17 protein-coding genes are annotated in these 20,333 nt (G+C 58.8%); 3 read left to right on the top strand and 14 right to left on the bottom strand.

All coding sequences use genetic code 11. The annotated features are described in order from the left end of the window. Positions 1–97 precede the first annotated feature (97 nt). Positions 98–1,120, bottom strand: a complete 1,023-nt coding sequence (locus tag L8I05_RS12305; RefSeq protein WP_242169367.1) for an amidohydrolase family protein — start codon at positions 1,118–1,120, stop codon at positions 98–100. Between the two features lie 158 nt (positions 1,121–1,278). Here L8I05_RS12305 and L8I05_RS12300 point away from each other — a divergent pair, with 158 nt between their 5' ends. Beyond that, positions 1,279–1,695 carry an OsmC family protein gene (locus L8I05_RS12300; protein ID WP_242169189.1) on the top strand — a complete coding sequence of 139 codons (417 nt, stop codon included), beginning with the start codon at positions 1,279–1,281 and terminating at the stop codon, positions 1,693–1,695. A gap of 65 nt (positions 1,696–1,760) precedes the next feature. After that, positions 1,761–2,627, top strand: a complete 867-nt coding sequence (locus L8I05_RS12295; protein ID WP_242169187.1) for a pirin family protein — start codon at positions 1,761–1,763, stop codon at positions 2,625–2,627. A gap of 112 nt (positions 2,628–2,739) precedes the next feature. Here the strand turns inward: L8I05_RS12295 and L8I05_RS12290 are convergent, their stop codons facing one another. The 4 genes from L8I05_RS12290 to L8I05_RS12275 all read right to left on the bottom strand — a co-directional run bounded on the left by L8I05_RS12290 (position 2,740) and on the right by L8I05_RS12275 (position 6,454). After that, on the bottom strand, positions 2,740–3,468 hold the full coding sequence (locus L8I05_RS12290) for a dienelactone hydrolase family protein (protein WP_159955108.1): 729 nt from the start codon (positions 3,466–3,468) through the stop codon (positions 2,740–2,742). Positions 3,469–3,534: 66 nt separating this feature from the next. Further along, entirely contained in the window at positions 3,535–5,439 is a 1,905-nt protein-coding gene (htpG, locus tag L8I05_RS12285) for a molecular chaperone HtpG (RefSeq protein ID WP_242169185.1), read from the bottom strand. Between the two features lie 89 nt (positions 5,440–5,528). Beyond that, positions 5,529–5,981, bottom strand: coding sequence for a PaaI family thioesterase (locus tag L8I05_RS12280; protein WP_159955106.1), 453 nt, complete (start codon positions 5,979–5,981; stop codon positions 5,529–5,531). Then, the gene (locus L8I05_RS12275; protein ID WP_242169183.1) at positions 5,978–6,454 is read right to left on the bottom strand and encodes a PaaI family thioesterase; all 477 of its coding nucleotides are present in this window, start codon (positions 6,452–6,454) and stop codon (positions 5,978–5,980) included. The genes L8I05_RS12280 and L8I05_RS12275 overlap by 4 nt, the downstream gene beginning before the upstream one ends. Before the next feature lie 158 nt (positions 6,455–6,612). On the opposite strand from L8I05_RS12275, the gene L8I05_RS12270 reads away from it, so the two are divergent. Further along, on the top strand, positions 6,613–6,870 hold the full coding sequence (locus L8I05_RS12270; RefSeq protein ID WP_159955104.1) for a hypothetical protein: 258 nt from the start codon (positions 6,613–6,615) through the stop codon (positions 6,868–6,870). Between the two features lie 104 nt (positions 6,871–6,974). Here the strand turns inward: L8I05_RS12270 and L8I05_RS12265 are convergent, their stop codons facing one another. The 9 genes from L8I05_RS12265 to sdhA form a co-directional block, all read right to left on the bottom strand. After that, positions 6,975–7,709: a DUF599 family protein gene (locus L8I05_RS12265; protein WP_177018382.1), complete on the bottom strand. Its 735-nt coding sequence runs from the start codon at positions 7,707–7,709 to the stop codon at positions 6,975–6,977. Between the two features lie 233 nt (positions 7,710–7,942). Next, entirely contained in the window at positions 7,943–9,256 is a 1,314-nt protein-coding gene (gene brnQ / locus L8I05_RS12260; protein ID WP_242169181.1) for a branched-chain amino acid transport system II carrier protein, read from the bottom strand. Between the two features lie 430 nt (positions 9,257–9,686). After that, positions 9,687–10,568 carry a succinate--CoA ligase subunit alpha gene (sucD, locus tag L8I05_RS12255; protein WP_003172813.1) on the bottom strand — a complete coding sequence of 294 codons (882 nt, stop codon included), beginning with the start codon at positions 10,566–10,568 and terminating at the stop codon, positions 9,687–9,689. Continuing rightward, positions 10,568–11,734 carry an ADP-forming succinate--CoA ligase subunit beta gene (sucC, locus tag L8I05_RS12250; RefSeq protein ID WP_003233235.1) on the bottom strand — a complete coding sequence of 389 codons (1,167 nt, stop codon included), beginning with the start codon at positions 11,732–11,734 and terminating at the stop codon, positions 10,568–10,570. Before sucC ends, sucD begins: the two co-directional genes overlap by 1 nt. A 204-nt stretch (positions 11,735–11,938) precedes the next feature. After that, complete coding sequence (gene lpdA, locus L8I05_RS12245) at positions 11,939–13,375, bottom strand: dihydrolipoyl dehydrogenase (RefSeq protein ID WP_159955101.1); 1,437 nt, start codon at positions 13,373–13,375, stop codon at positions 11,939–11,941. A gap of 101 nt (positions 13,376–13,476) precedes the next feature. Further along, positions 13,477–14,706: a 2-oxoglutarate dehydrogenase complex dihydrolipoyllysine-residue succinyltransferase gene (gene odhB / locus L8I05_RS12240; protein WP_159955100.1), complete on the bottom strand. Its 1,230-nt coding sequence runs from the start codon at positions 14,704–14,706 to the stop codon at positions 13,477–13,479. Between the two features lie 44 nt (positions 14,707–14,750). Further along, a complete protein-coding gene (locus L8I05_RS12235; RefSeq protein ID WP_159955099.1) occupies positions 14,751–17,582 on the bottom strand; it encodes a 2-oxoglutarate dehydrogenase E1 component in 2,832 nt (943 codons plus the stop codon). 261 nt (positions 17,583–17,843) lie between these two features. Beyond that, a complete protein-coding gene (locus tag L8I05_RS12230) occupies positions 17,844–18,548 on the bottom strand; it encodes a succinate dehydrogenase iron-sulfur subunit (protein ID WP_003172807.1) in 705 nt (234 codons plus the stop codon). 11 nt (positions 18,549–18,559) lie between these two features. Then, positions 18,560–20,332, bottom strand: coding sequence for a succinate dehydrogenase flavoprotein subunit (sdhA, locus tag L8I05_RS12225; protein WP_027607057.1), 1,773 nt, complete (start codon positions 20,330–20,332; stop codon positions 18,560–18,562). Position 20,333: the final 1 nt, after the last annotated feature.

The following is a 20,333-nucleotide window of genomic DNA, read 5'->3' as shown; positions in this document are numbered from 1 at the left end:
GCCTGGATTCCTTCCAAAATGCGCTGCATCCACCTGCAGCGGGTCTCCTGAAAGGTATCGGCGCTTTATCGACTTTGCGTAAGACGAAAAGGCGATATCAATCTGTCTGCTCATCGCGAGGGAGTTTGGGCAGAATCGCCAGAAAGTTATCGCGGGCGACTTTGCGGGCTACGGCCTCGGGCAGCGCATCGAGGAAAGGATCGAAGCGGCGCATCTCCTTACCGAGTTTGTTGAAGCGCCCTACCACGTCCGAACCCAGCATAAAGCGCTCCGGGAAGCGCTCCACCAGCTTTACCCACTCCGGCCTGGGCTTGCCCGCACTGTCGAGCAAGTACGGCGTCAGCGTGCTCCAGGACAGGTCGATGTACAGATTGGGATAGGCCTCCAACAGTCGGCTCAAGGTCGGCAGTAGAAAGTCCATCTGCACCTGATGCCGGTGGATCTCTTTACTGGTGCCGGCATGCGCCCAGATAAACCGGGTGTGCGGGTGGTTGCGCAGTGATTCTTCGACTTCCGCCAGGTACAGCGGGTTGCGCTCGCGTTTGGAGGTGATATTGGAATGCAGCATCACCGGCAGGTCGTTTTCGGCGGCAAGGTGATAAATGGCTGCCATGGCTTCGTTATTGGCGCGCGGGGTGTCGCCGGCGGTCAAGGCGGTCAGGTCATCGTGGCGCGTAAACACCTCGCCGATGCCTTGCCACAGCCCGGGATTGAGATCGAGCATGCGCTGGATATGCGCGGCAGAGTTCTTGTCGTTAGGGTTGAACCCGGACAGAAACGGATGGAAATGCTGGCGCTGCTCGGGCGTGAGCTTATTGACCGCAGCGGCAACTATCACGTCAGTGGCGCTGTACCAATAGGCATCGGCATCGTCACCGGCGTAGTAACGCGGGCGCTTGGGTTCGTCTTCGTGCCATTTCTTCGCCACGGGAATGCCGGAAATCATCACATGCTCGATGCGCGCGTCGGCCATCGCCTTGAGCAATTTGTCCATGCCGGCGGTTTCCTGGAAAAAATCCACGTAATGCAGGTGCGCATCGCTGTAGGCATAGTCGCGCGCCTGCGCAGCAAGGCTGCTGGCGGCAAGCAACAGGGCGAGACTCAGGCGGTTCCAGGGCACGGTAAACCTCGATATCGGCGAATACGGGTAGACCTTGCACGCGCCCCAGGGGTTCATCGGTCAAAAAACACGGAACACCCCAGCGCCAGCATGTTCTATAAGTGCCAGCATGTTCTATAACTGCATGACCTTCATCCTGCCAAACCGTGAGGTTCACCATGCCTGTTACCGTCAACACCCTGAACCACGACAACTTTCGCCACAGTGTGAATATCAATAATCACGAACTGTTCACCGACCTGCCCAAAAGCCTGGGCGGCGACGACTCGGCGCCCTCCCCCCACGACTATTTCGATGCCGCCCTGGCATCCTGCAAGGCCCTGACCGTCAAGCTCTACGCCCAGAAGAAAGACATCCCGCTGACCGGCGTGACCGTGGAAGTCACCCACGACAGTACCGAGGAGCAGCAGGGCAAGTACAAGCTCAACGTGAAGCTGACCCTCAAAGGCGTGCTCACCGATGCACAGCGCGACGAGCTGCACCGCGTGGCCGACCGCTGCCCGGTACACAAATTGATGACCACTGCCGAGGTCACCATCGAGACGAAATTGTCCGAAGGCGCCTTCAGCCAATAGCGCCACTGTGCCGCCGAGCGGGTTATGCTCAAGCAGCCTCTAACCCGCTCAGACAGGGACGCACCATGACCACCCTCACCGTGATCCGCCCGCGCGCCGAAGATGTCGAAGGCCAGCCGATCCTGCGCCCGCTGCCGTCGCGTGAATGCCGCAGCGTCGGGCCTTTTGTGTTTTTCGACCATATGTTGCCCACCCGCTATGCGCCGGGCACCGGCATGAATATCCGCCAGCACCCGCATATCGGGCTGTCCACGCTGACTTATCTGTTCGAAGGCGCGTTGCAACACAAGGACAGCCTCGGCTCGGACCAGGTGGTGCAGGCCGGCGACGTCAGCTGGATGACCGCCGGCAGTGCGATTGCCCACGTCGAGCGCACGCCCGAGGCGCTCAAGGCCGAAGGTTTCAGCCTGCATGGCCTGCAAGTGTGGCTGGCCTCGCCCAAAGACCACGAGACCGGGCCGGGGCACTACAGCCATCACGCGGCGGCGAGCTTGCCGGTGAGTGACAACCTGGGTGTGCAGATTCGCCTGATCGCCGGCAGCGGTTTTTGCCTCAAATCGCCGGTGCCAGTGCTGTCGCCCACCCTGTATGCCGAGGTGCGGATGCAGACGGCCACGACGCTGCTGATCCCGGATGAGCATGAGGAACGCGCGGTGTATGTGTTGGAGGGTGAGGCGCAGCTGGAAGGCGAGGCGCTGGAGGTGCACAGCTTGGTCGTGTTGCCTGCCGGGCAGGACATGACGCTGTTTGCTGAAGGCGATTGCCACGTGGTGGTGTTTGGCGGCGCGCCGCTGGATGGGCCACGGCGGATCAACTGGAATTTTGTGGCGAGCGACCCGGCCATGATTGAACAGGCGCGACAGCGTTGGGCGGCTGGGGATTGGCCGACAGTGCCGGGGGAAACAGAAAGGATTGAGTTGCCGGTGAGATGATTGTTCCCACGCTCTGCGTGGGAACGCAGCCCGTGACGCTCCGCGTCACAAAGAGCGGACGCAGAGCGTCCAGCCAGGCATTCCCACGCGGAGCGTGGGAACGATCACATCGTCAGCCCTTGAACACTTCATCCAGCAAGTCATGCATCGACTTGAACGCCCGCTTGGCGGTCTTGGCGTCGTACATCATCTTGCCCGGCACATTGGCGTGCGGGTCGGTGAAGGAATGCACCGCGCCGCCGTAGCTGAGCAACTGCCAATCCACACCGGCCGCATTCATTTCAGCTTCAAATGCCGGCAGTTGCTCTTTGGGTACCAATGGGTCGGAAGCACCGTGCAACACCAGCACCGAGCCCTTGATGTGCTTGGCGCCTGCCGGGTTCTGCGTGTCGATAGTGCCGTGGAACGATACGGCAGCCTTCAACGGCGCACCGGTACGCGCAAGTTCCAGCGAGCAGAAACCGCCAAAGCAGAAACCGAAGGTTGCCAGCTTCGAGGTATCAACCGCCGCTTCGGTCTGGCTTTGCAGTTGCTCGAACGCCGCCTGCAGACGCTTGATCAGCGCCGGGTTGTCGTTCTTCAACGGCATCATCGCCGCGCCGGCCTCATCGCCATTCGAGGGGCGCACGGTTTGCCCGTACAAATCGGCGATCAGCACCACGTAACCCTTGGCGGCCACGCTTTTGGCGATCTCTTCGGCCCCCGCACTCACACCCATCCAGTTCGGCGCCATCAGCAGGCCCGGCAATGGGCCTTGGTGGCCGGCATCGAACGCGAGGCGGCTTTCGTAAGACTGGCCATCAATCTGATAGACCACGGAACGTACAGTGACTTGGCTCATCATTTACTCCAGTTGAAGTGCGTTAGAACGAAAAAACCCGCCGAAGCGGGTTTTTCTACAACGGTGTTAAACCGACAGTTCAACCAACAGCTTGTTCAGTCGGCGCACGTAAGCCGCCGGGTCTTTCAAGCTGTCGCCAGCGGCCAGGGCCGCCTGGTCGAAGAGGATGTGCGACAGGTCGCCAAAGCGCTCTTCGCTCTGCTCGCCGTCGAGTTTCTCGATCAGCGGGTGAGCCGGGTTGAATTCAAAGATCGGCTTGGAATCCGGCACCTTCTGGCCGCTGGCTTCGAGGATCTGACGCATCTGCATGCCGAGGTCCTGCTCGCCGATGGCCAAGATCGCCGGGGAATCCGTCAGACGGTGGGAAACCCGCACTTCGCTGACTGCGTCGCCCAAAGCGGTCTTGATCCGCTCAACCAGGCCTTCTTTGGCCTTGGCGACTTCTTCGGCTTCTTTCTTCTCTTCTTCGGAGTCCAGGTTACCCAGGTCCAGGTCACCACGGGCCACGTCGACGAAGGTCTTGCCGTCGAATTCGCTGAGGTAGCTCATCAGCCACTCATCGATACGGTCGGTCAGCAGCAGCACTTCGATGCCTTTCTTGCGGAAGACTTCCAGGTGCGGGCTGTTCTTGACCTGCGCGTAGGTTTCGCCGGTCAGGTAGTAGATCTTGTCCTGCCCTTCTTTGGCGCGTGCCAGGTACTCGGCCAGCGACACCACCTGCTCACCGTCTTCACCCTGAGTGGAGGCGAAGCGCAGCAGACCGGCGATTTTTTCCTTGTTGGCAAAATCTTCTGCCGGGCCTTCTTTCATGACCTGACCGAAGTTTTTCCAGAAGCCTTTGTATTGCTCAGGCTCGTTCTTCGCCAGTTTTTCCAGCATGTCGAGCACACGCTTGGTCAGCGCCGACTTCATGGAATCGATGATCGGGTCTTTCTGCAGGATTTCCCGCGACACGTTCAGCGACAGGTCGTTGGAATCGACCACGCCTTTGATGAAGCGCAGGTACAGCGGCAGGAAGGATTCCGCCTGGTCCATCACGAACACGCGCTGCACGTACAGCTTCAGGCCTTTTGGCGCTTCGCGCTGGTACAGGTCGAACGGCGCACGGGCTGGCACATAGAGCAGCGAGCTGTATTCCAGCTTGCCTTCAACCTTGTTGTGGCTCCAGCTCAGCGGGTTCTCGTAGTCGTGCGCGATGTGCTTGTAGAACTCCTGGTATTCCTCGTCTTTGACTTCGGTACGAGGGCGGGTCCACAAGGCGCTGGCACGGTTGACCACTTCCCATTCCTGGGCAGGCTTCTCTTCACCTTCAGCGGCCGCTTGTTCTTTGGGCAACTCGATCGGCAAAGCGATGTGGTCGGAATATTTCTTGATGATGTTGCGCAGGCGCCAGCCATCGGCGAATTCGTCTTCACCGGATTTCAGGTGCAGCACGATGCGGGTGCCACGGTCAGCCTTGTCGATGGTGGCGATTTCAAACTCGCCCTCACCTTTGGACGACCAATGCACACCTTCGCTGGCGGCGAGGCCGGCGCGGCGGCTGAACACTTCAACTTTATCGGCAACGATGAAGGCCGAGTAGAAGCCCACACCGAATTGGCCGATCAGGTGCGAATCTTTTTTCTGATCGCCCGACAGGTTTTTCATGAAATCGGCGGTGCCGGATTTAGCGATGGTACCCAGATGGGTGATCGCGTCTTCGCGGCTCATGCCGATACCGTTGTCTTCGAGGGTGACGGTCTTGGCGTCCTTGTCGAAGCTCACACGGATTTTCAGTTCGGCGCCACCTTCCAGCAACTCAGGCTTGGACAGGGCTTCGAAACGTAATTTGTCGACAGCGTCAGAGGCGTTCGAGATCAATTCGCGAAGGAAAATTTCCTTGTTGGAATACAGCGAATGGATCATGAGGTGCAGCAGTTGCTTCACCTCGGTCTGGAAGCCCAGGGTTTCCTTTTGAGTTTCCACACTCATGGTCATCAAACTCCAATTGGATGGCAGTGGCCGCGCCCTTGAGGGTTGGCGGCGGGTTGTCATCAAAGTTGGGGGCTAAGACCAGGATTTCAAGGGCGGGCCGATTCCTCAATTTTGAAATGTGCACGGGCGGTGGCAATCGGTTCGGCCGCAGTACTTTGCCAGGCGGTGATCGCCACATTCGCTACGCGACGGCCCTGGCGCCACACCTGGCATTTGGCGTAGGTGTCGCGAAACTGCCCGGCGCGCAGGTAATCCAGGGAAAAGTCGATGATTTTCGGGATGCCTGGCGAACCGGTAAATACCAGCAAATGTAACGCCGCCGACAGTTCCATAAACCCGGCGATCACGCCACCGTGCAGCGCCGGCAATATCGGGTTACCAATGTTGTCCTTGTTGGCCGGCAGGCGAAACAGCAATTCATCGCCCAAACGCGTGCATTCAATGCCGATCAGCTTGGCGTAGGGAATCAGGTCGAGCAGCGCTTCATAGTTACCGCGTTCATGGGCCTGCTCCAAGCGAGTCTTGAATCGATGCGTCATGCCTGTTCTCCCTTGATAGCGCTGCCCAGTCCGTGTGCGCCCTTGAGGCGCTTGCCCATGCGCATGAACGTGCCCACCACGTGGGCGATGGGCTGTTGCGGGTCATCCTGATAGGCGAAGCCACGGGTGAAGATCACATCGGTGGTGACCCGGTAGCACTGCGCAAAGCCGTACACCGGTTTGTGCGGTTCGGCGGGATGCATGTAGTCCACACGCAAGTCGAGGGTCGGGCACACCTCGAATTCGGGTAACACACACAGGGTGGCCATGCCGCAGGCCGTGTCCATCAACGAGGTGAGTGCGCCGCCATGAATCACCCCGGTTTGAGGATCACCGACGATATGCGGGCCGTACGGCAGTGCCAGCGTCATGCCCTCCTCGCTCGCGGCATGGACGCTGATGCCAAGCACCTGGCAATGGCGCAAGGCCGAAACAAAGCGTGTGGCACGCGCTAACAGGGGATTTTCGGTCATATGTTCTCGACTCTTATTAGTGTTGATCCGCGGAGTGTGCGGTACGGGTGAAAGTTCCTCGAACACCCGCGTTTATATATCTGAGGAATAAAAGGAACTAATGCTGAACGCCCAGGCTCGAAAGGCCAGTAGATATCTTCAATAAGGAGAAACACCCCATGCGCAAGACTTTAGCTATTTCCATGATGTTCGCCGCTGCCCTCGGTCTCGCTGCCTGCGATAAAAAATCCGAAGACAAAGCCCAAGATGCCCAAGCGCATTCTGAGCAAGCTCAGAAAGACATGGCCAAAGCTCAGGATAAAGTGAACGACGCTGCAAAAGAAAACGCCGATGCTGCCAAAGCTCAGGCTGATGCGAACGCTGAAAAAGCAAAAGAAGACGGCACCGCCACACCAACAGCGCCTGCCAAGCCTTAATCGCCTGGTTGTTGCTGCAAAAAAAGCCCGCTTATATAGCGGGCTTTTTGTTGTCCGTCGTCTTATTCGGCGCCAGAAAGTTGCACTAATTCTCAAGCCGCTCACTAAGGTTCCTTCGCCGACTCCGTCAACGGGCTGTCAGTCGGGGTATAGACCATCACCTGCAGTACGTCGGAATGAAACTCTCGGCGATACAGCACGACCACGACCCCGCCGCTCATCAACATAAACAACCAGGGGCTGACAAACCAGGCCAACATGGTCATGCCAAAGTAATAAGCCCGCAGGCCAAAGTTGAATTGGTTGGCCGCCATCGAAATCACCCGCGCCGCCCTCAGCGCAAACGCCTTGCGCTCCTGCTCCGACACCTGCCGCTCACCGACCATCGGCGCAGAGCCCACCAGCACCGCCGCAAAGTTGTATTGGCGCATGCACCAACTAAAAGTGAAAAACGCGTAGACAAACACCAGTGCCAGGCACAGCAGCTTGATTTGCGACACGCCCTGGGAAGCCTGCTGCACCATGGGAATGTCCGCCAACAACAATACTGCCCGCTCGGAAGCCCCCAACACGGTGAGAATACCCGCCAGAATGATCAGCGTGCTGGAGGCAAAGAACGAAGCGTTGCGCTCCAGATTGCCGATCACGCTGGCGTCGGCGATACGGTTGTCGCGCAGCAGCATGCGGCGCATCCAGTCTTCGCGGTACAAGTGCAGCACGCTGGCCAGGCAGGCGGTGTCGCGGGCTTTCCAGAGCGCGTAACGGGTGTAGCCGCCCCAACACAGCACGAACCAGAGGGCGGCGAGCAGGTGGATCTGATTGGTTTCAACGAACGACATGCGGGTCCTTAAACACAGCGGATGGGGACAAACGTGATTCAAAATGTGGGAGCTGGCTTGCCTGCGATGGCGCCTGCTCAGTCACTACTGCGCCGTCTGACCCTGCGCTATCGCAGGCAAGCCAGCGCCCACATTGACCGAGTTCCAACTCTAGAAGGTAGTTGTCTCACAGGCATAAAAAATGCCCCGTATCGATTGATACGAGGCATTTCAGTGAAGCGCGAAACCCTTCGTTAGGCGATCGCTTCGCTACGCTTGCCGAGCATGCGGTCAACCACGACAGCAACAACCAAGGTCATCACCGACGGCACCAGCCAAGCCAGGCCTTGCTCGCTCAGCGGCAGGTGCGCCAACTGCGTCGGCATCCAATCGGCCAGGCCTGCGCCCTTGAGCGCGTCAATGCAGCCAAAGATGAACGACACCAGCATCACCGGGCCAACGATGCGGCCCTGCTCCAGCCAGAAGTCTTTGCAGAAGCTCAGGGCCACCAGCACGATGCACGGCGGGTAGATCGCAGTGAGCACCGGGATCGAGAAGGCAATCAGCTTGGTCAGGCCCAGGTTGGACACAAACAGCGAGAACAACGCGAGGATCACCACCAGCGTCTTGTAGGACAGCGGCAGGATCTTGCTGAAGTACTCGGCGCAGGCACAGGTCAGGCCCACGGCGGTGACCAGGCACGCCAACGAGATCAGCACGGCCAGGAAGCCGCTGCCCAGGGAGCCGAACGTATGTTGCACGTAAGCATGCAGAACGGCTGCGCCATTGCTGGCACCGGCGGCTACGGCGTGGCTGCCCGCGCCCAGGCGGAACAGGCTGATATACACCAGCGCCAGGCCCACGCCGGCAATCAGCCCGGCAATGATCGCGTAGCGGGTGATCAGCTGTGGCGACTCGACGCCACGGGAGCGAATGGCATTGACGATGACGATCCCGAACACCAGCGCGCCAAGGGTATCCATGGTCAGGTAACCATTGATAAAGCCCTGGGAGAACGGTGCAGCGACGTATTCCGGTGTGGCCACGCCAACGTCACCGGCCGGCAAGGCAAACGCGGCGATGCCGAGGATGGCCAGGGCGATGATTTTCAGCGGTGCCAGGAAACGACCAACGGTGTCCAGCAGGCGGCCTGGGTACAGGGAGACGAAGAACACCACCAGGAAGTACACCGAACTGTAGAGGAACAGCGCCAGCGGGCTTTCGCCGGTCAGCGGCGCCAGGCCCACTTCAAACGAAACTGTCGCGGTACGCGGGGTGGCGAACAGCGGCCCTACCGCCAGATACGCCGCCGCCGCGAGCAGGCCGCCGGCGATCTTGCCGATCGGGCTGCTCAACGCGTCCATACCGCCGCCGACCTTGGCCAGGGCGATCACAGTGACCACCGGCAGACCCACTGCGGTGATCAGGAAGCCCAGCGCTGCCATCCAGACGTGAGGCCCGGACTGCAAACCAACGATAGGCGGGAAGATGATGTTGCCGGCGCCCACGAACAGGGCAAAAGTCATAAAGCCTAACGCCAGGACATCCTGGCTTTTCAACACTTTCATTTGAGGAAATACCACACTACTGAATCGGAATTTAGAGAGGGATTCCCTATGGATGAGGGAACTGCTGCCGGTCCTTATGGGGACCGACCGGTCTAGCGCGCGGCTTCCTTTTGGGATGCGGACGCATAAAGAGGCGGCTAGAGTACAGAATTGGGCTGACAAACGCACTGTTGCGGGGCGAACTGTCCGATAAGCGACATCTGGATGTCGCATTTTCATACTTAAATTTGGCATACAGAACAATGTGGGAGCTGGCTTGCCTGCGATGCGGGCGACTCGGCGCATCAGGTAAACCAAGTCGATGCTATCGCAGGCAAGCCAGCTCCCACATTTTGACCTTCATCAGGCTCGCTACTTCAGCAAGTCCAGAAAGCACAAAGGCCACCCGAAGGTGGCCTTTGCCTGGTGAAGCGTCAGTTAAGCGCGAGGCTTACTTGACAGCCCAACCGGTCAGCTCAGCCAGGGCTTTGCCGATGTCTGCCAGCGAACGCACGGTTTTAACGCCTGCGTCTTGCAGTGCAGCGAATTTCTCGTCTGCAGTGCCTTTGCCGCCAGAGATGATTGCGCCAGCATGGCCCATGCGCTTGCCAGCAGGGGCAGTCACACCAGCGATGTAGGAAACAACCGGCTTGGTCACGTGTGCCTTGATGTAGGCAGCCGCTTCTTCTTCAGCCGAACCGCCGATCTCACCGATCATCACGATCGCTTCGGTCTTCGGGTCTTCCTGGAACAGCTTCAGGATGTCGATGAAGTTCGAACCCGGGATCGGGTCACCGCCGATGCCGACGCAAGTCGACTGACCGAAACCGGCGTCAGTAGTCTGCTTCACAGCTTCGTAGGTCAGGGTGCCGGAACGCGAAACGATACCGACTTTACCTGGCAAGTGAATGTGACCTGGCATGATGCCGATCTTGCATTCGCCTGGGGTGATCACGCCTGGGCAGTTAGGGCCGATCAGGACTACGCCCAGCTCGTCGCACTTAACTTTAGCGTCCAGCATGTCCAGGGTAGGAATGCCTTCGGTGATGCAAACGATCAGCTTGATGCCGCCGAATGCTGCTTCCAGGATGGAGTCCTTGCAGAAAGGAGCTGGAACGTAGATCACGCTGGCGGTGGCGCCAGTGGCAGCTACAGCATCTTTCACGGTGTTGAACACTGGCAGGCCCAGGTGCTCGGTGCCGCCTTTGCCCGGCGTTACGCCGCCAACCATCTTGGTGCCGTATTCGATGGCTTGCTGGGTGTGGAAACTACCTTGCGAACCGGTAATACCCTGGCAGATAACTTTGGTGTCTTTATTGATCAGGACGCTCATTATTTGCCCTCCGCAGCTTTGACAACTTGTTGAGCAGCGTCGGTCAGGCTGGTAGCCGCGATGATGTTCAAACCGCTTTCTGCCAGTACTTTAGCGCCCAGTTCAGCGTTGTTACCTTCAAGGCGAACAACAACCGGGATTTTAACGCCGACTTCTTTCACTGCACCGATGATGCCTTCGGCAATCATGTCGCAACGAACGATGCCGCCGAAGATGTTAACCAATACTGCAGCGACGTTGGAGTCGGACAGGATGATCTTGAAGGCTTCGGTAACGCGTTCTTTGGTAGCACCACCGCCCACGTCGAGGAAGTTGGCAGGTTTGCCGCCATGCAGGTTGACGATGTCCATGGTACCCATGGCCAGGCCAGCACCGTTGACCATGCAACCGATGTTACCTTCCAGGGCTACGTAGTTCAGTTCGAACTTGGCAGCGTGCGCTTCGCGCGGATCGTCTTGCGACGGATCGTGGAAAGTCTTCAGCTTAGGCTGACGGTACATGGCGTTGGCGTCGATGTTGATCTTGGCATCGAGGCAGTGCAGATCGCCGTCAGCCTTGATCACCAGCGGGTTCACTTCCAGCAGGGCCAGATCGTGATCCTGGAACAGTTTGGCCAGACCTACGAAGATCTTGGCGAACTGGGCAACTTGCTTGCCTTCCAGGCCCAGCTGGAAAGCCAGCTCGCGACCCTGGAATGGCTGAGCGCCAACCAGTGGATCGATAGTGGCTTTCAGAATTTTTTCTGGGGTTTCGTGAGCGATTTTCTCGATGTCCACGCCACCTTCGGTGGAAGCCATGAACACGATGCGACGGCTCGAACGGTCAACGACAGCGCCCAGGTACAGCTCTTTAGCGATATCAGTGCACGATTCAACCAGGATCTTGGTGACTGGTTGGCCATTGGCATCAGTCTGGTAAGTCACCAGACGCTTGCCCAGCCACTGCTGTGCGAAGGCCTTGGCGTCTTCTTTGCTGCGAACCAGCTTAACGCCGCCCGCTTTACCGCGACCACCAGCGTGGACCTGGGCTTTGACAACCCACTCGGTGCCACCGATTTTGTCGCAAGCTTCTGCCGCTGCTTCCGGGGTGTCTACTGCGTAGCCCTTGGATACTGGCAGGCCGTATTCAGCGAACAGCTGCTTACCCTGATACTCGTGAAGATTCATGCTTTTTACCGTCTTCGTTAGGTACTGCGCATTCGGCGCTGCGCTCATTATGAGTGCCGCGCCACCTGTGACTGCTGCTCGCGCAGCTTGCGGGGCTTAATGCCCGTAAAGCTGCGCAAGACTGCGTCCAGCGGATATTCCGCGGTGAGTCTTGCGCGCAAGGCTCACGACGGGCAACTCCGCCGTGGTTTCTTATTATCTCGCTTAGCGCTTCTTCTTGTTGGCGATGTGGATGGCGCCGCCATTCACTGCCAACGCTGCTTCGTGCAACGCTTCGGACAGGGTCGGATGGGAGAAGACCATCATGCCCAGGTCCTCGGCACTGGTGCCGAATTCCATACCGATTGCGCCTTGCTGAACCAGTTCTGCAGCGCTTGGGCCAATCACGTGGACGCCCAATACGCGGTCAGTCTTGGCATCAGCGATGACTTTGACAAAACCACCGGTGTCGTTGGCTGCCATGGCACGGCCAGAAGCGGCAAACGGGAAGGTGCCGACGTTAACTTCAACGCCTTCAGCTTTCAACTGCTGTTCGTTCTTGCCGACCCATGCAATTTCGGGGTGGGTGTAGATAACCGACGGGATCAGGTCGTAGTTCATCTGGGTTTTGTGGCCCTTGATGCGCTCGACAACCATGATGCCTTCTTCGGAAGCCTTGTGCGCGAGCATCATGCCGCGAACCACGTCGCCGATGGCGTATACGCCAGGCACGGTGGTAGCGCAGTGATCGTCAACGTGGATGAAGCCACGCTCGTCGATATTCACGCCGCTGTCGGAAGCCAGCAGGTCGGTGGTCACTGGACGGCGACCCACGGCTACGATCAGCTTGTCGAAGGTGATGGTCTGCTCGCCTTCTTTATCGGTGTAGGTCACCACGACTTCTTCGCCGTTAACCTTGGAACCGGTAACACGGGCGCCCAGCTTGATGTCCAGACCTTGTTTGGTCAGGGTTTTCAGCGCTTCTTTGGACACCGCGGTGTCGGCAGCCAGCAGGAACGTGTCCAGGGCTTCCAGCACAGTCACTTGGGAACCCAGGCGGGACCATACCGAACCCAGTTCCAGGCCGATCACGCCAGCGCCGATCACGCCCAGACGCTTAGGCACGGATTGGAATTCCAGGGCGCCGGTCGAATCAACGATCACGTTCTGGTCAACTGGAGCCGGTGGAATGTCGATTGGACGCGAGCCTGGGGCCAGGATCACGTTCTCGGCTTCGATGACTTCTACCGAACCGTCAGGCTTGGTGATTTCAACTTTCTTGCCGGCCAGCAGTTTGCCGTGGCCTTGCAGGGAAGTGACGCCGTTGGCCTTGAACAAGGTGGCAACGCCGGACGTCAGGCCTTTAACGATGTTGGCTTTACGGCCGACCATTGCTGGCACGTCCATGGTCACGCCAGCATGGTTGATGCCGTGGATCGCGAAACCGCTTTGGGCTTCGTGGAATTTCCAGGAGCTGTCCAGCAGCGCCTTGGAAGGAATGCAACCGACGTTCAGGCAAGTACCGCCCAGTGCCAGTTTGCCTTCCTTGTCGGTGTATTTTTCGATGCAAGCAGTCGAGAGGCCCAGTTGTGCGGCCTTGATGGCGGCAACGTAGCCGCCAGGACCTGCACCAATCACTACAACGTCAAATTTCTGCGACATGAAAATAGTTCCTCTATTTAGCAGCAAGCTTTCAAGCCGCAAGCCCCGAGCCCAGCTGCCTTATCCGGCAGCCTGTCACTCGAGGCCTGCAGCTGCTTCTATCAGATATCCAGCAGCAGACGAGCCGGGTCTTCCAGCAGGTTCTTGATGGTCACCAGGAAAGTCACGGCTTCTTTACCATCGATCAGGCGGTGATCGTAAGACAGTGCCAGGTACATCATTGGGCGGATCACGACTTGGCCGTTAATGGCCATCGGACGCTGGATGATGTTGTGCATGCCCAGGATCGCAGCTTGTGGCGGGTTGACGATTGGGGTCGACATCATCGAACCGAAGGTACCACCGTTGGTGATGGTGAAGGTACCACCGGTCATCTCGTCGATGGTCAGCTTGCCGTCACGGGCTTTCTTGCCGAAGCCGGCGATGCCGCCTTCGATTTCAGCCAGGCTCATCAGTTCGGCGTTACGCAGAACCGGCACTACCAGGCCACGGTCGCTGGACACGGCAACGCCGACGTCTGCATAGCCGTGGTAAACGATGTCGCCGCCGTCGATGGAAGCGTTGACTGCCGGGAAGCGTTTCAGCGCTTCGGTGGCCGCTTTCACGAAGAACGACATGAAGCCCAGGCGCACGCCGTTGTGGGACTTCTCGAACAGATCCTTGTACTTCGAACGCAGGGCCATGACTTCGGTCATGTCGACTTCGTTGAAGGTGGTCAGCATCGCCATGTTCGACTGTGCTTCAACCAGGCGCTTGGCCACGGTGGCACGTACGCGAGTCATCGGCACGCGCTTCTCGGTGCGGTCGCCGGCAGCGAACACAGGCGCAGCGGCCGCTGGAGCAGCAGCCTTGGCAGGTGCGGCAGCTGGAGCGTTCTTCTTGGCTTCAACAGCAGCAACCACGTCTTCCTTGGTCACACGGCCGTCTTTGCCGGTGCCTTTGATGGAAGCCAGGTTGATGCCGTTTTCTTCAGCCAGCTGACGTGCAGCCGGTGCAGCGATCGGGTCTTCGCCAGCAGCAGCCGGAGCGGCGGCTGGAGCAGCAGCGGCAGCGGCCGGTGCAGCGGCGGCGGCCGGTGCAGGAGCAGCAGCGCCGCCCTCTTCGATCGAGCCCAGGATCTGGTTCGACAGAACGGTAGCGCCTTCTTCGGCAACGATTGCGCCCAGTACGCCGTCAGCTTCAGCCAACACTTCCAGAACGACTTTGTCGGTCTCGATGTCGACGATCAGGTCGTCACGCTTAACAGCGTCGCCTGGTTTCTTGTGCCAGGTGGCAACGGTGCCATCGGCAACCGATTCCGGGAATGACGGGGCTTTGATTTCGATAGCCATTATCTGTGGGTCCTTAAAATTCGGTTTCAGTCAGCGCGAAGGCGTTAAACAGTGAAAGCATCTTGCAGCAGTTTTTCCTGCTGCTCGGCGTGCATCGACGCATAACCACACGCAGGTGCAGCAGAAGCATCACGACCGGCGTACTCAAGGCCCAGGCCTGTCTTGTGGTTGCCGATGCTGCGACGCAAGTGATGCTGGCTGCTGTACCAAGCGCCCTGGTTCATCGGTTCTTCCTGACACCACACCACGTTGGTGAGGTTGGTGTAAGGCGCGATGGCCTCCATCAGGTCGTCTTCCGGGAACGGGTAAAGCTGCTCGATCCGCACGATGGCGATGTCTTCGCGGCCTTCGGCACGGCGTTTTTCCAGCAAGTCGTAGTAAACCTTGCCGCTGCACAGGACCAGGCGCGTGACCTTGGCCGCGTCCAGGGTGTCGATTTCTGGAATAACGGTCTGGAACGAACCGTCGGCCAGATCTTCCAGGGTCGAGATGGCCAATTTATGACGCAACAGCGATTTCGGGGTCAGCACTACCAGCGGCTTGCGCAGCGGGCGGATCACCTGGCGACGCAGCAAGTGGTAGATCTGGGCCGGGGTAGTCGGCACGCACACCTGGATGTTGTGCTCGGCGCACAGCTGCAGGTAACGCTCCAGACGGGCCGAGGAGTGCTCCGGACCCTGACCTTCATAACCGTGTGGCAGCAACATGGTCAGACCGCACAGACGGCCCCACTTGTGCTCGCCGCTGGTGATGAACTGGTCGATAACCACCTGGGCACCGTTGGCGAAGTCGCCGAACTGGGCTTCCCAGATCACCAGCGCGTTTGGCGTGGTGGTCGAGTAGCCGTATTCGAACGCCAGTACGGCTTCTTCGGACAGGAACGAATCGTACAGGTCGAAACGTGGCTGGCCTTCGTACAGGTTCTGCAACGGGATATAGGTGCCCGCGTCTTTCTGGTTGTGCAGCACAGCATGACGGTGCGAGAACGTACCACGGCCGATGTCCTGGCCGGTCATGCGGATCGGGTGACCTTCGAACGCCAGGGTCGCGTACGCCATGGTTTCGGCGTAACCCCAGTTGATCGGCAGGCCGCCGGCTTGCATCTTCTGACGGTCTTCGTAGATCTTCGCAACCTGGCGCTGCACCACGAAGCCTTCCGGGATTTCCAGCAGCTTGGCAGACAGTTCCTGCAGGGTTTTCAGATCGAACGAGGTGTCGTGACGTGCAGTCCAGGCGTGGCCCAGGTACGGACGCCAGTCCACGAACAGCTCTTTGTTCGGCTCTTTAACCAGGCTTTTTACTACATGCAGACCATTGTCCAGCGCGTTGCGGTATTCATCGACTTTCGCCTGAACACGCGCATCGTCAACCACACCGGCCTTGATCAGGCTTTCAGCGTACAGCTCACGGGTGGTGCGCTGCTTGGTGATCTGCTGGTACATCAACGGCTGGGTGCCGCTAGGCTCATCCGCTTCGTTGTGACCGCGACGACGGTAGCAAACCAGATCGATTACCACGTCACGCTTGAACTGCATGCGGTAGTCGATGGCGAGCTGGGTCACGAATAACACGGCTTCCGGATCATCGCCATTCACATGGAGGATCGGCGCCTGGATCATCTTGGCAACGTCGGTCGCGTACTCGGTAGAGCGCGCGTCCAGCGGGTTGCTGATGGTGAAGCCAACCTGGTTGTTGATGACGATGTGAACCGTACCGCCGGTCTTGAAGCCGCGAGTCTGCGACATCTGGAACGTTTCCAGGACCACGCCTTGACCGGCGAATGCCGCGTCACCGTGGATGGAAATCGGCAGAACTTTCTCACCGGTGGCATCGTTACGACGATCCTGGCGAGCACGCACCGAACCCTCGACCACTGGAGAAACGATTTCCAGGTGGGATGGGTTGAAGGCCATGGCCAGGTGAACTTCACCGCCGGTGGTCATTACGTTGGACGAGAAGCCCTGGTGATACTTAACGTCACCGGAACCCAGCTCGACCTTCTTCTTGCCTTCGAACTCGTCGAACAGCTCGCGCGGGTTCTTGCCGAAGGTGTTGACCAACACGTTCAGGCGACCACGGTGAGCCATGCCGATCACGATTTCCTTGGTGCCATAGGAACCGGAACGCTGGATCAGCTCGTCGAGCATTGGAATCAGGCTTTCGCCGCCTTCCAGGCCGAAACGCTTGGTGCCTGGGTATTTGGTGCCCAGGTATTTCTCGAGGCCTTCGGCCGCGGTCACGCGCTCCAGCAGGTGGCTGCGCACATCGGCGGACAATACCGGACGGCCACGCACGCCTTCCAGGCGATGCTGGAACCAGTGGCGCTGCTCGGAATCGGTGATGTGCGTAAATTCAGCGCCGATGGTGCGGCAATATGTCTGCTGCAACGCTTCGTGAATTTCGCGTAGGCTCGCTTCCTCTTTGCCGATGAACAGGTCGCCGGCACGGAAGGTCGTATCAAGATCGGCATTGGTCAAGCCGTAATGATTGATCGACAGGTCAGCAGGTGCAGGACGCTTCCAGAGCCCCAGCGGGTCAAGCTGGGCCGCCTGGTGGCCACGCATCCGGTAGGCCTGGATCAGTCGCAATACTTCAACTTGCTTCTTCTCATGCTCGCTGCTCACGCTACCGGCGGAAACCGGTTGGGCGCGGCGCTGGTTCTTTGCCAGCAGCACAAACTGATCGCGAATTGTTGCGTGCGATACATCGGTGGCAGCGTTGCCGTCTGAAGACAACGTCTGAAATTTGGTGCGCCATTCTTCTGGCACAGCGTTAGGGTCGTGCAGGTAGAGCTCATAAAGCTCTTCCACATAGGCAGCGTTACCACCTGAAAGATAGCCGCTGTTCCACATGCGCTGCATCACGCTTTCTTGCATGCTTGGTCACCCTCGATTTGGGGACACCACCGGCGAAAACACCGAGTTTGCTTGCAAAAGGCCAAGTGCAGCGACCAAAACAAGCCACTTAGGATCACGCTGATAGTTCGGGTACCAACCCGAATGCCCCTGCTTGTCTCATTTCTTCAAAATAAGAGCCGCGGCTTTGTAAGTCGCTGCTCAAGTTAAAACTACGGCGCCGGTTGAAGCCTGCGCCGTAGCATTTACGGGCACAACGGTCCTGCTTTGCTACAACGTCGCTTACACGCCGCTTTGCAGCAGCATGTTACGGATGTGACCAATGGCCTTAGTCGGGTTCAGGCCTTTGGGACATACGTTGACGCAGTTCATGATCCCGCGGCAGCGGAATACGCTGAACGGGTCATCCAGTGAAGCCAGACGCTCGGACGTCTTGGTGTCACGGCTGTCTGCCAGGAAGCGGTACGCTTGCAGCAGGGCAGCTGGACCCAGGAACTTGTCCGGGTTCCACCAGAAGGACGGGCACGAAGTCGAGCAGCAAGCGCACAGGATGCACTCGTACAGACCGTCGAGCTTTTCACGCTCTTCCGGGGACTGCAGACGCTCGATGGCCGGAGCCGGCGTGTCGTTCTGCAGGAACGGCTTAACTTTCTCGTATTGCTTGTAGAAGATGCTCATATCGACGACCAGGTCACGGATAACCGGCAAACCTGGCAGAGGACGAACGATCAGCTTGTTGCCTTTAACCACGGCGGACAGCGGCGTGATGCACGCCAGGCCGTTTTTGCCGTTGATGTTCATGCCGTCGGAACCGCACACACCTTCACGGCAAGAGCGACGATAGGAGAAACCTTCGTCCTGCTCTTTGATCAGTGCCAGTACATCCAGCACCATCAAGTCTTTACCACCGGTATCGACCTGGAATTCCTGCATGAACGGCGCAGCGTCCTGATCAGGGTTGTAGCGGTAAACACTGACTTTCAACATGGCAGCCACCCTTAGTAAGTCCGAATCTTCGGTTCAAACGTCGGAACCGTCTTCGGCGAGAAGTTCACAGCACGCTTGGTTACGCGCTTGTCACCCGGGAAATACAGGGTGTGGCACAACCAGTTTTCGTCATCGCGATCTTCAAAGTCTTCACGAGCGTGAGCACCACGGGATTCTTTACGAACCTCGGCGGCGATCGCCGTCGCTTCAGCCACTTCCAACAGGTTTTGCAGCTCAAGGGCTTCGATACGAGCGGTGTTGAACGCCTGGCTCTTATCGTTGATCTTGACGTTGGCGATGCGCTTGCGCAGATCAGCCAGCTGGGCAATACCCTTCTGCATGTATTCGCCGGTACGGAATACGCCGAAGTAGTTCTGCATGCAGCTTTGCAGCTCGCGACGCAGAGTAGCCACGTCTTCGCCATCGGTGCGCTCGTTCAGAGCGTTCAGACGGGCCAGGGCCGCTTCGATGTTGGCGTCGGTGGCGTCATCGTATTCGATGCCGTCAGTCAGTGCCTTCTCGAGGTGCAGGCCGGCAGCGCGGCCGAATACCACCAGGTCGAGCAGCGAGTTGCCGCCCAGACGGTTGGCGCCGTGAACCGATACGCAGGCCACTTCGCCTACTGCGAACAGACCGTGGATGATCTCGTCCACGCCTTCGGCGTTCTGAGTGATCGCCTGGCCATGAATGTTGGTCGGCACGCCGCCCATCATATAGTGGCAAGTTGGAACAACCGGAACTGGAGCAACTACCGGGTCAACGTGAGCGAAGGTCTTGGACAGCTCACAGATACCAGGCAGGCGGCTGTGCAGGACTTCTTCACCGAGGTGATCGAGTTTCAGCAGTACGTGGTCGCCATTTGGGCCACAGCCGTTACCGGCGATGATTTCCTTAACCATCGAACGGGCAACAACGTCACGACCCGCCAGGTCTTTCGCGTTCGGAGCATAACGCTCCATGAAACGCTCGCCGTGCTTGTTGATCAGGTAACCACCTTCACCACGGCAACCTTCGGTAACCAGTACACCGGCGCCGGCGATGCCGGTTGGGTGGAACTGCCACATCTCGATGTCTTGTACCGGCACGCCTGCACGCAGGGCCATGCCGACGCCGTCACCGGTGTTGATCAGGGCGTTGGTGGTGGACGCGTAGATACGGCCTGCACCGCCGGTGGCCAGAACGGTCGCCTTGGCGCGGATGTAGGTGGTTTCACCGGTTTCGATGCAGATCGCGATCACACCGACGAAGGCGCCGTCGGCGTTCTTCACCAGGTCAACTGCGTAGTATTCGTTCAGGAACGTGGTGCCGGCTTTCAGGTTGCCCTGGTAGAGCGTGTGCAGCAGCGCGTGACCGGTACGGTCGGACGCAGCGCAGGTACGGGCAGCCTGGCCACCTTTACCGTAATCCTTCGACTGGCCGCCGAATGGACGCTGGTAGATACGACCTTGCTCGGTACGCGAGAACGGCAGACCCATGTGGTCCAGCTCGAACACGGCGGCCGGGCCTTCTTGACACATGTATTCGATAGCGTCCTGGTCACCGATGTAGTCGGAACCCTTGACGGTATCGTACATGTGCCAGCGCCAGTCATCGTTCGGGTCGGCGGACGCGATGGCGCAGGTGATCCCACCCTGGGCCGAAACGGTGTGGGAACGCGTCGGGAACACCTTGGTGATCACGGCAGTCTTGTGACCGCCCTGGGCCAGCTGCAGCGCTGCGCGCATGCCAGCACCGCCGCCACCAATAATGATGGCGTCGAAGGAAATAGTTGGAATGTTAGCCATG

The sequence above is a fragment of the Pseudomonas sp. MONT-RG-20F-20-E-7-02 genome (assembly GCF_022662395.1).
GTDB lineage: Bacteria > Pseudomonadota > Gammaproteobacteria > Pseudomonadales > Pseudomonadaceae > Aquipseudomonas.
This window is presented reverse-complemented; position numbering and strand designations above follow the sequence as displayed.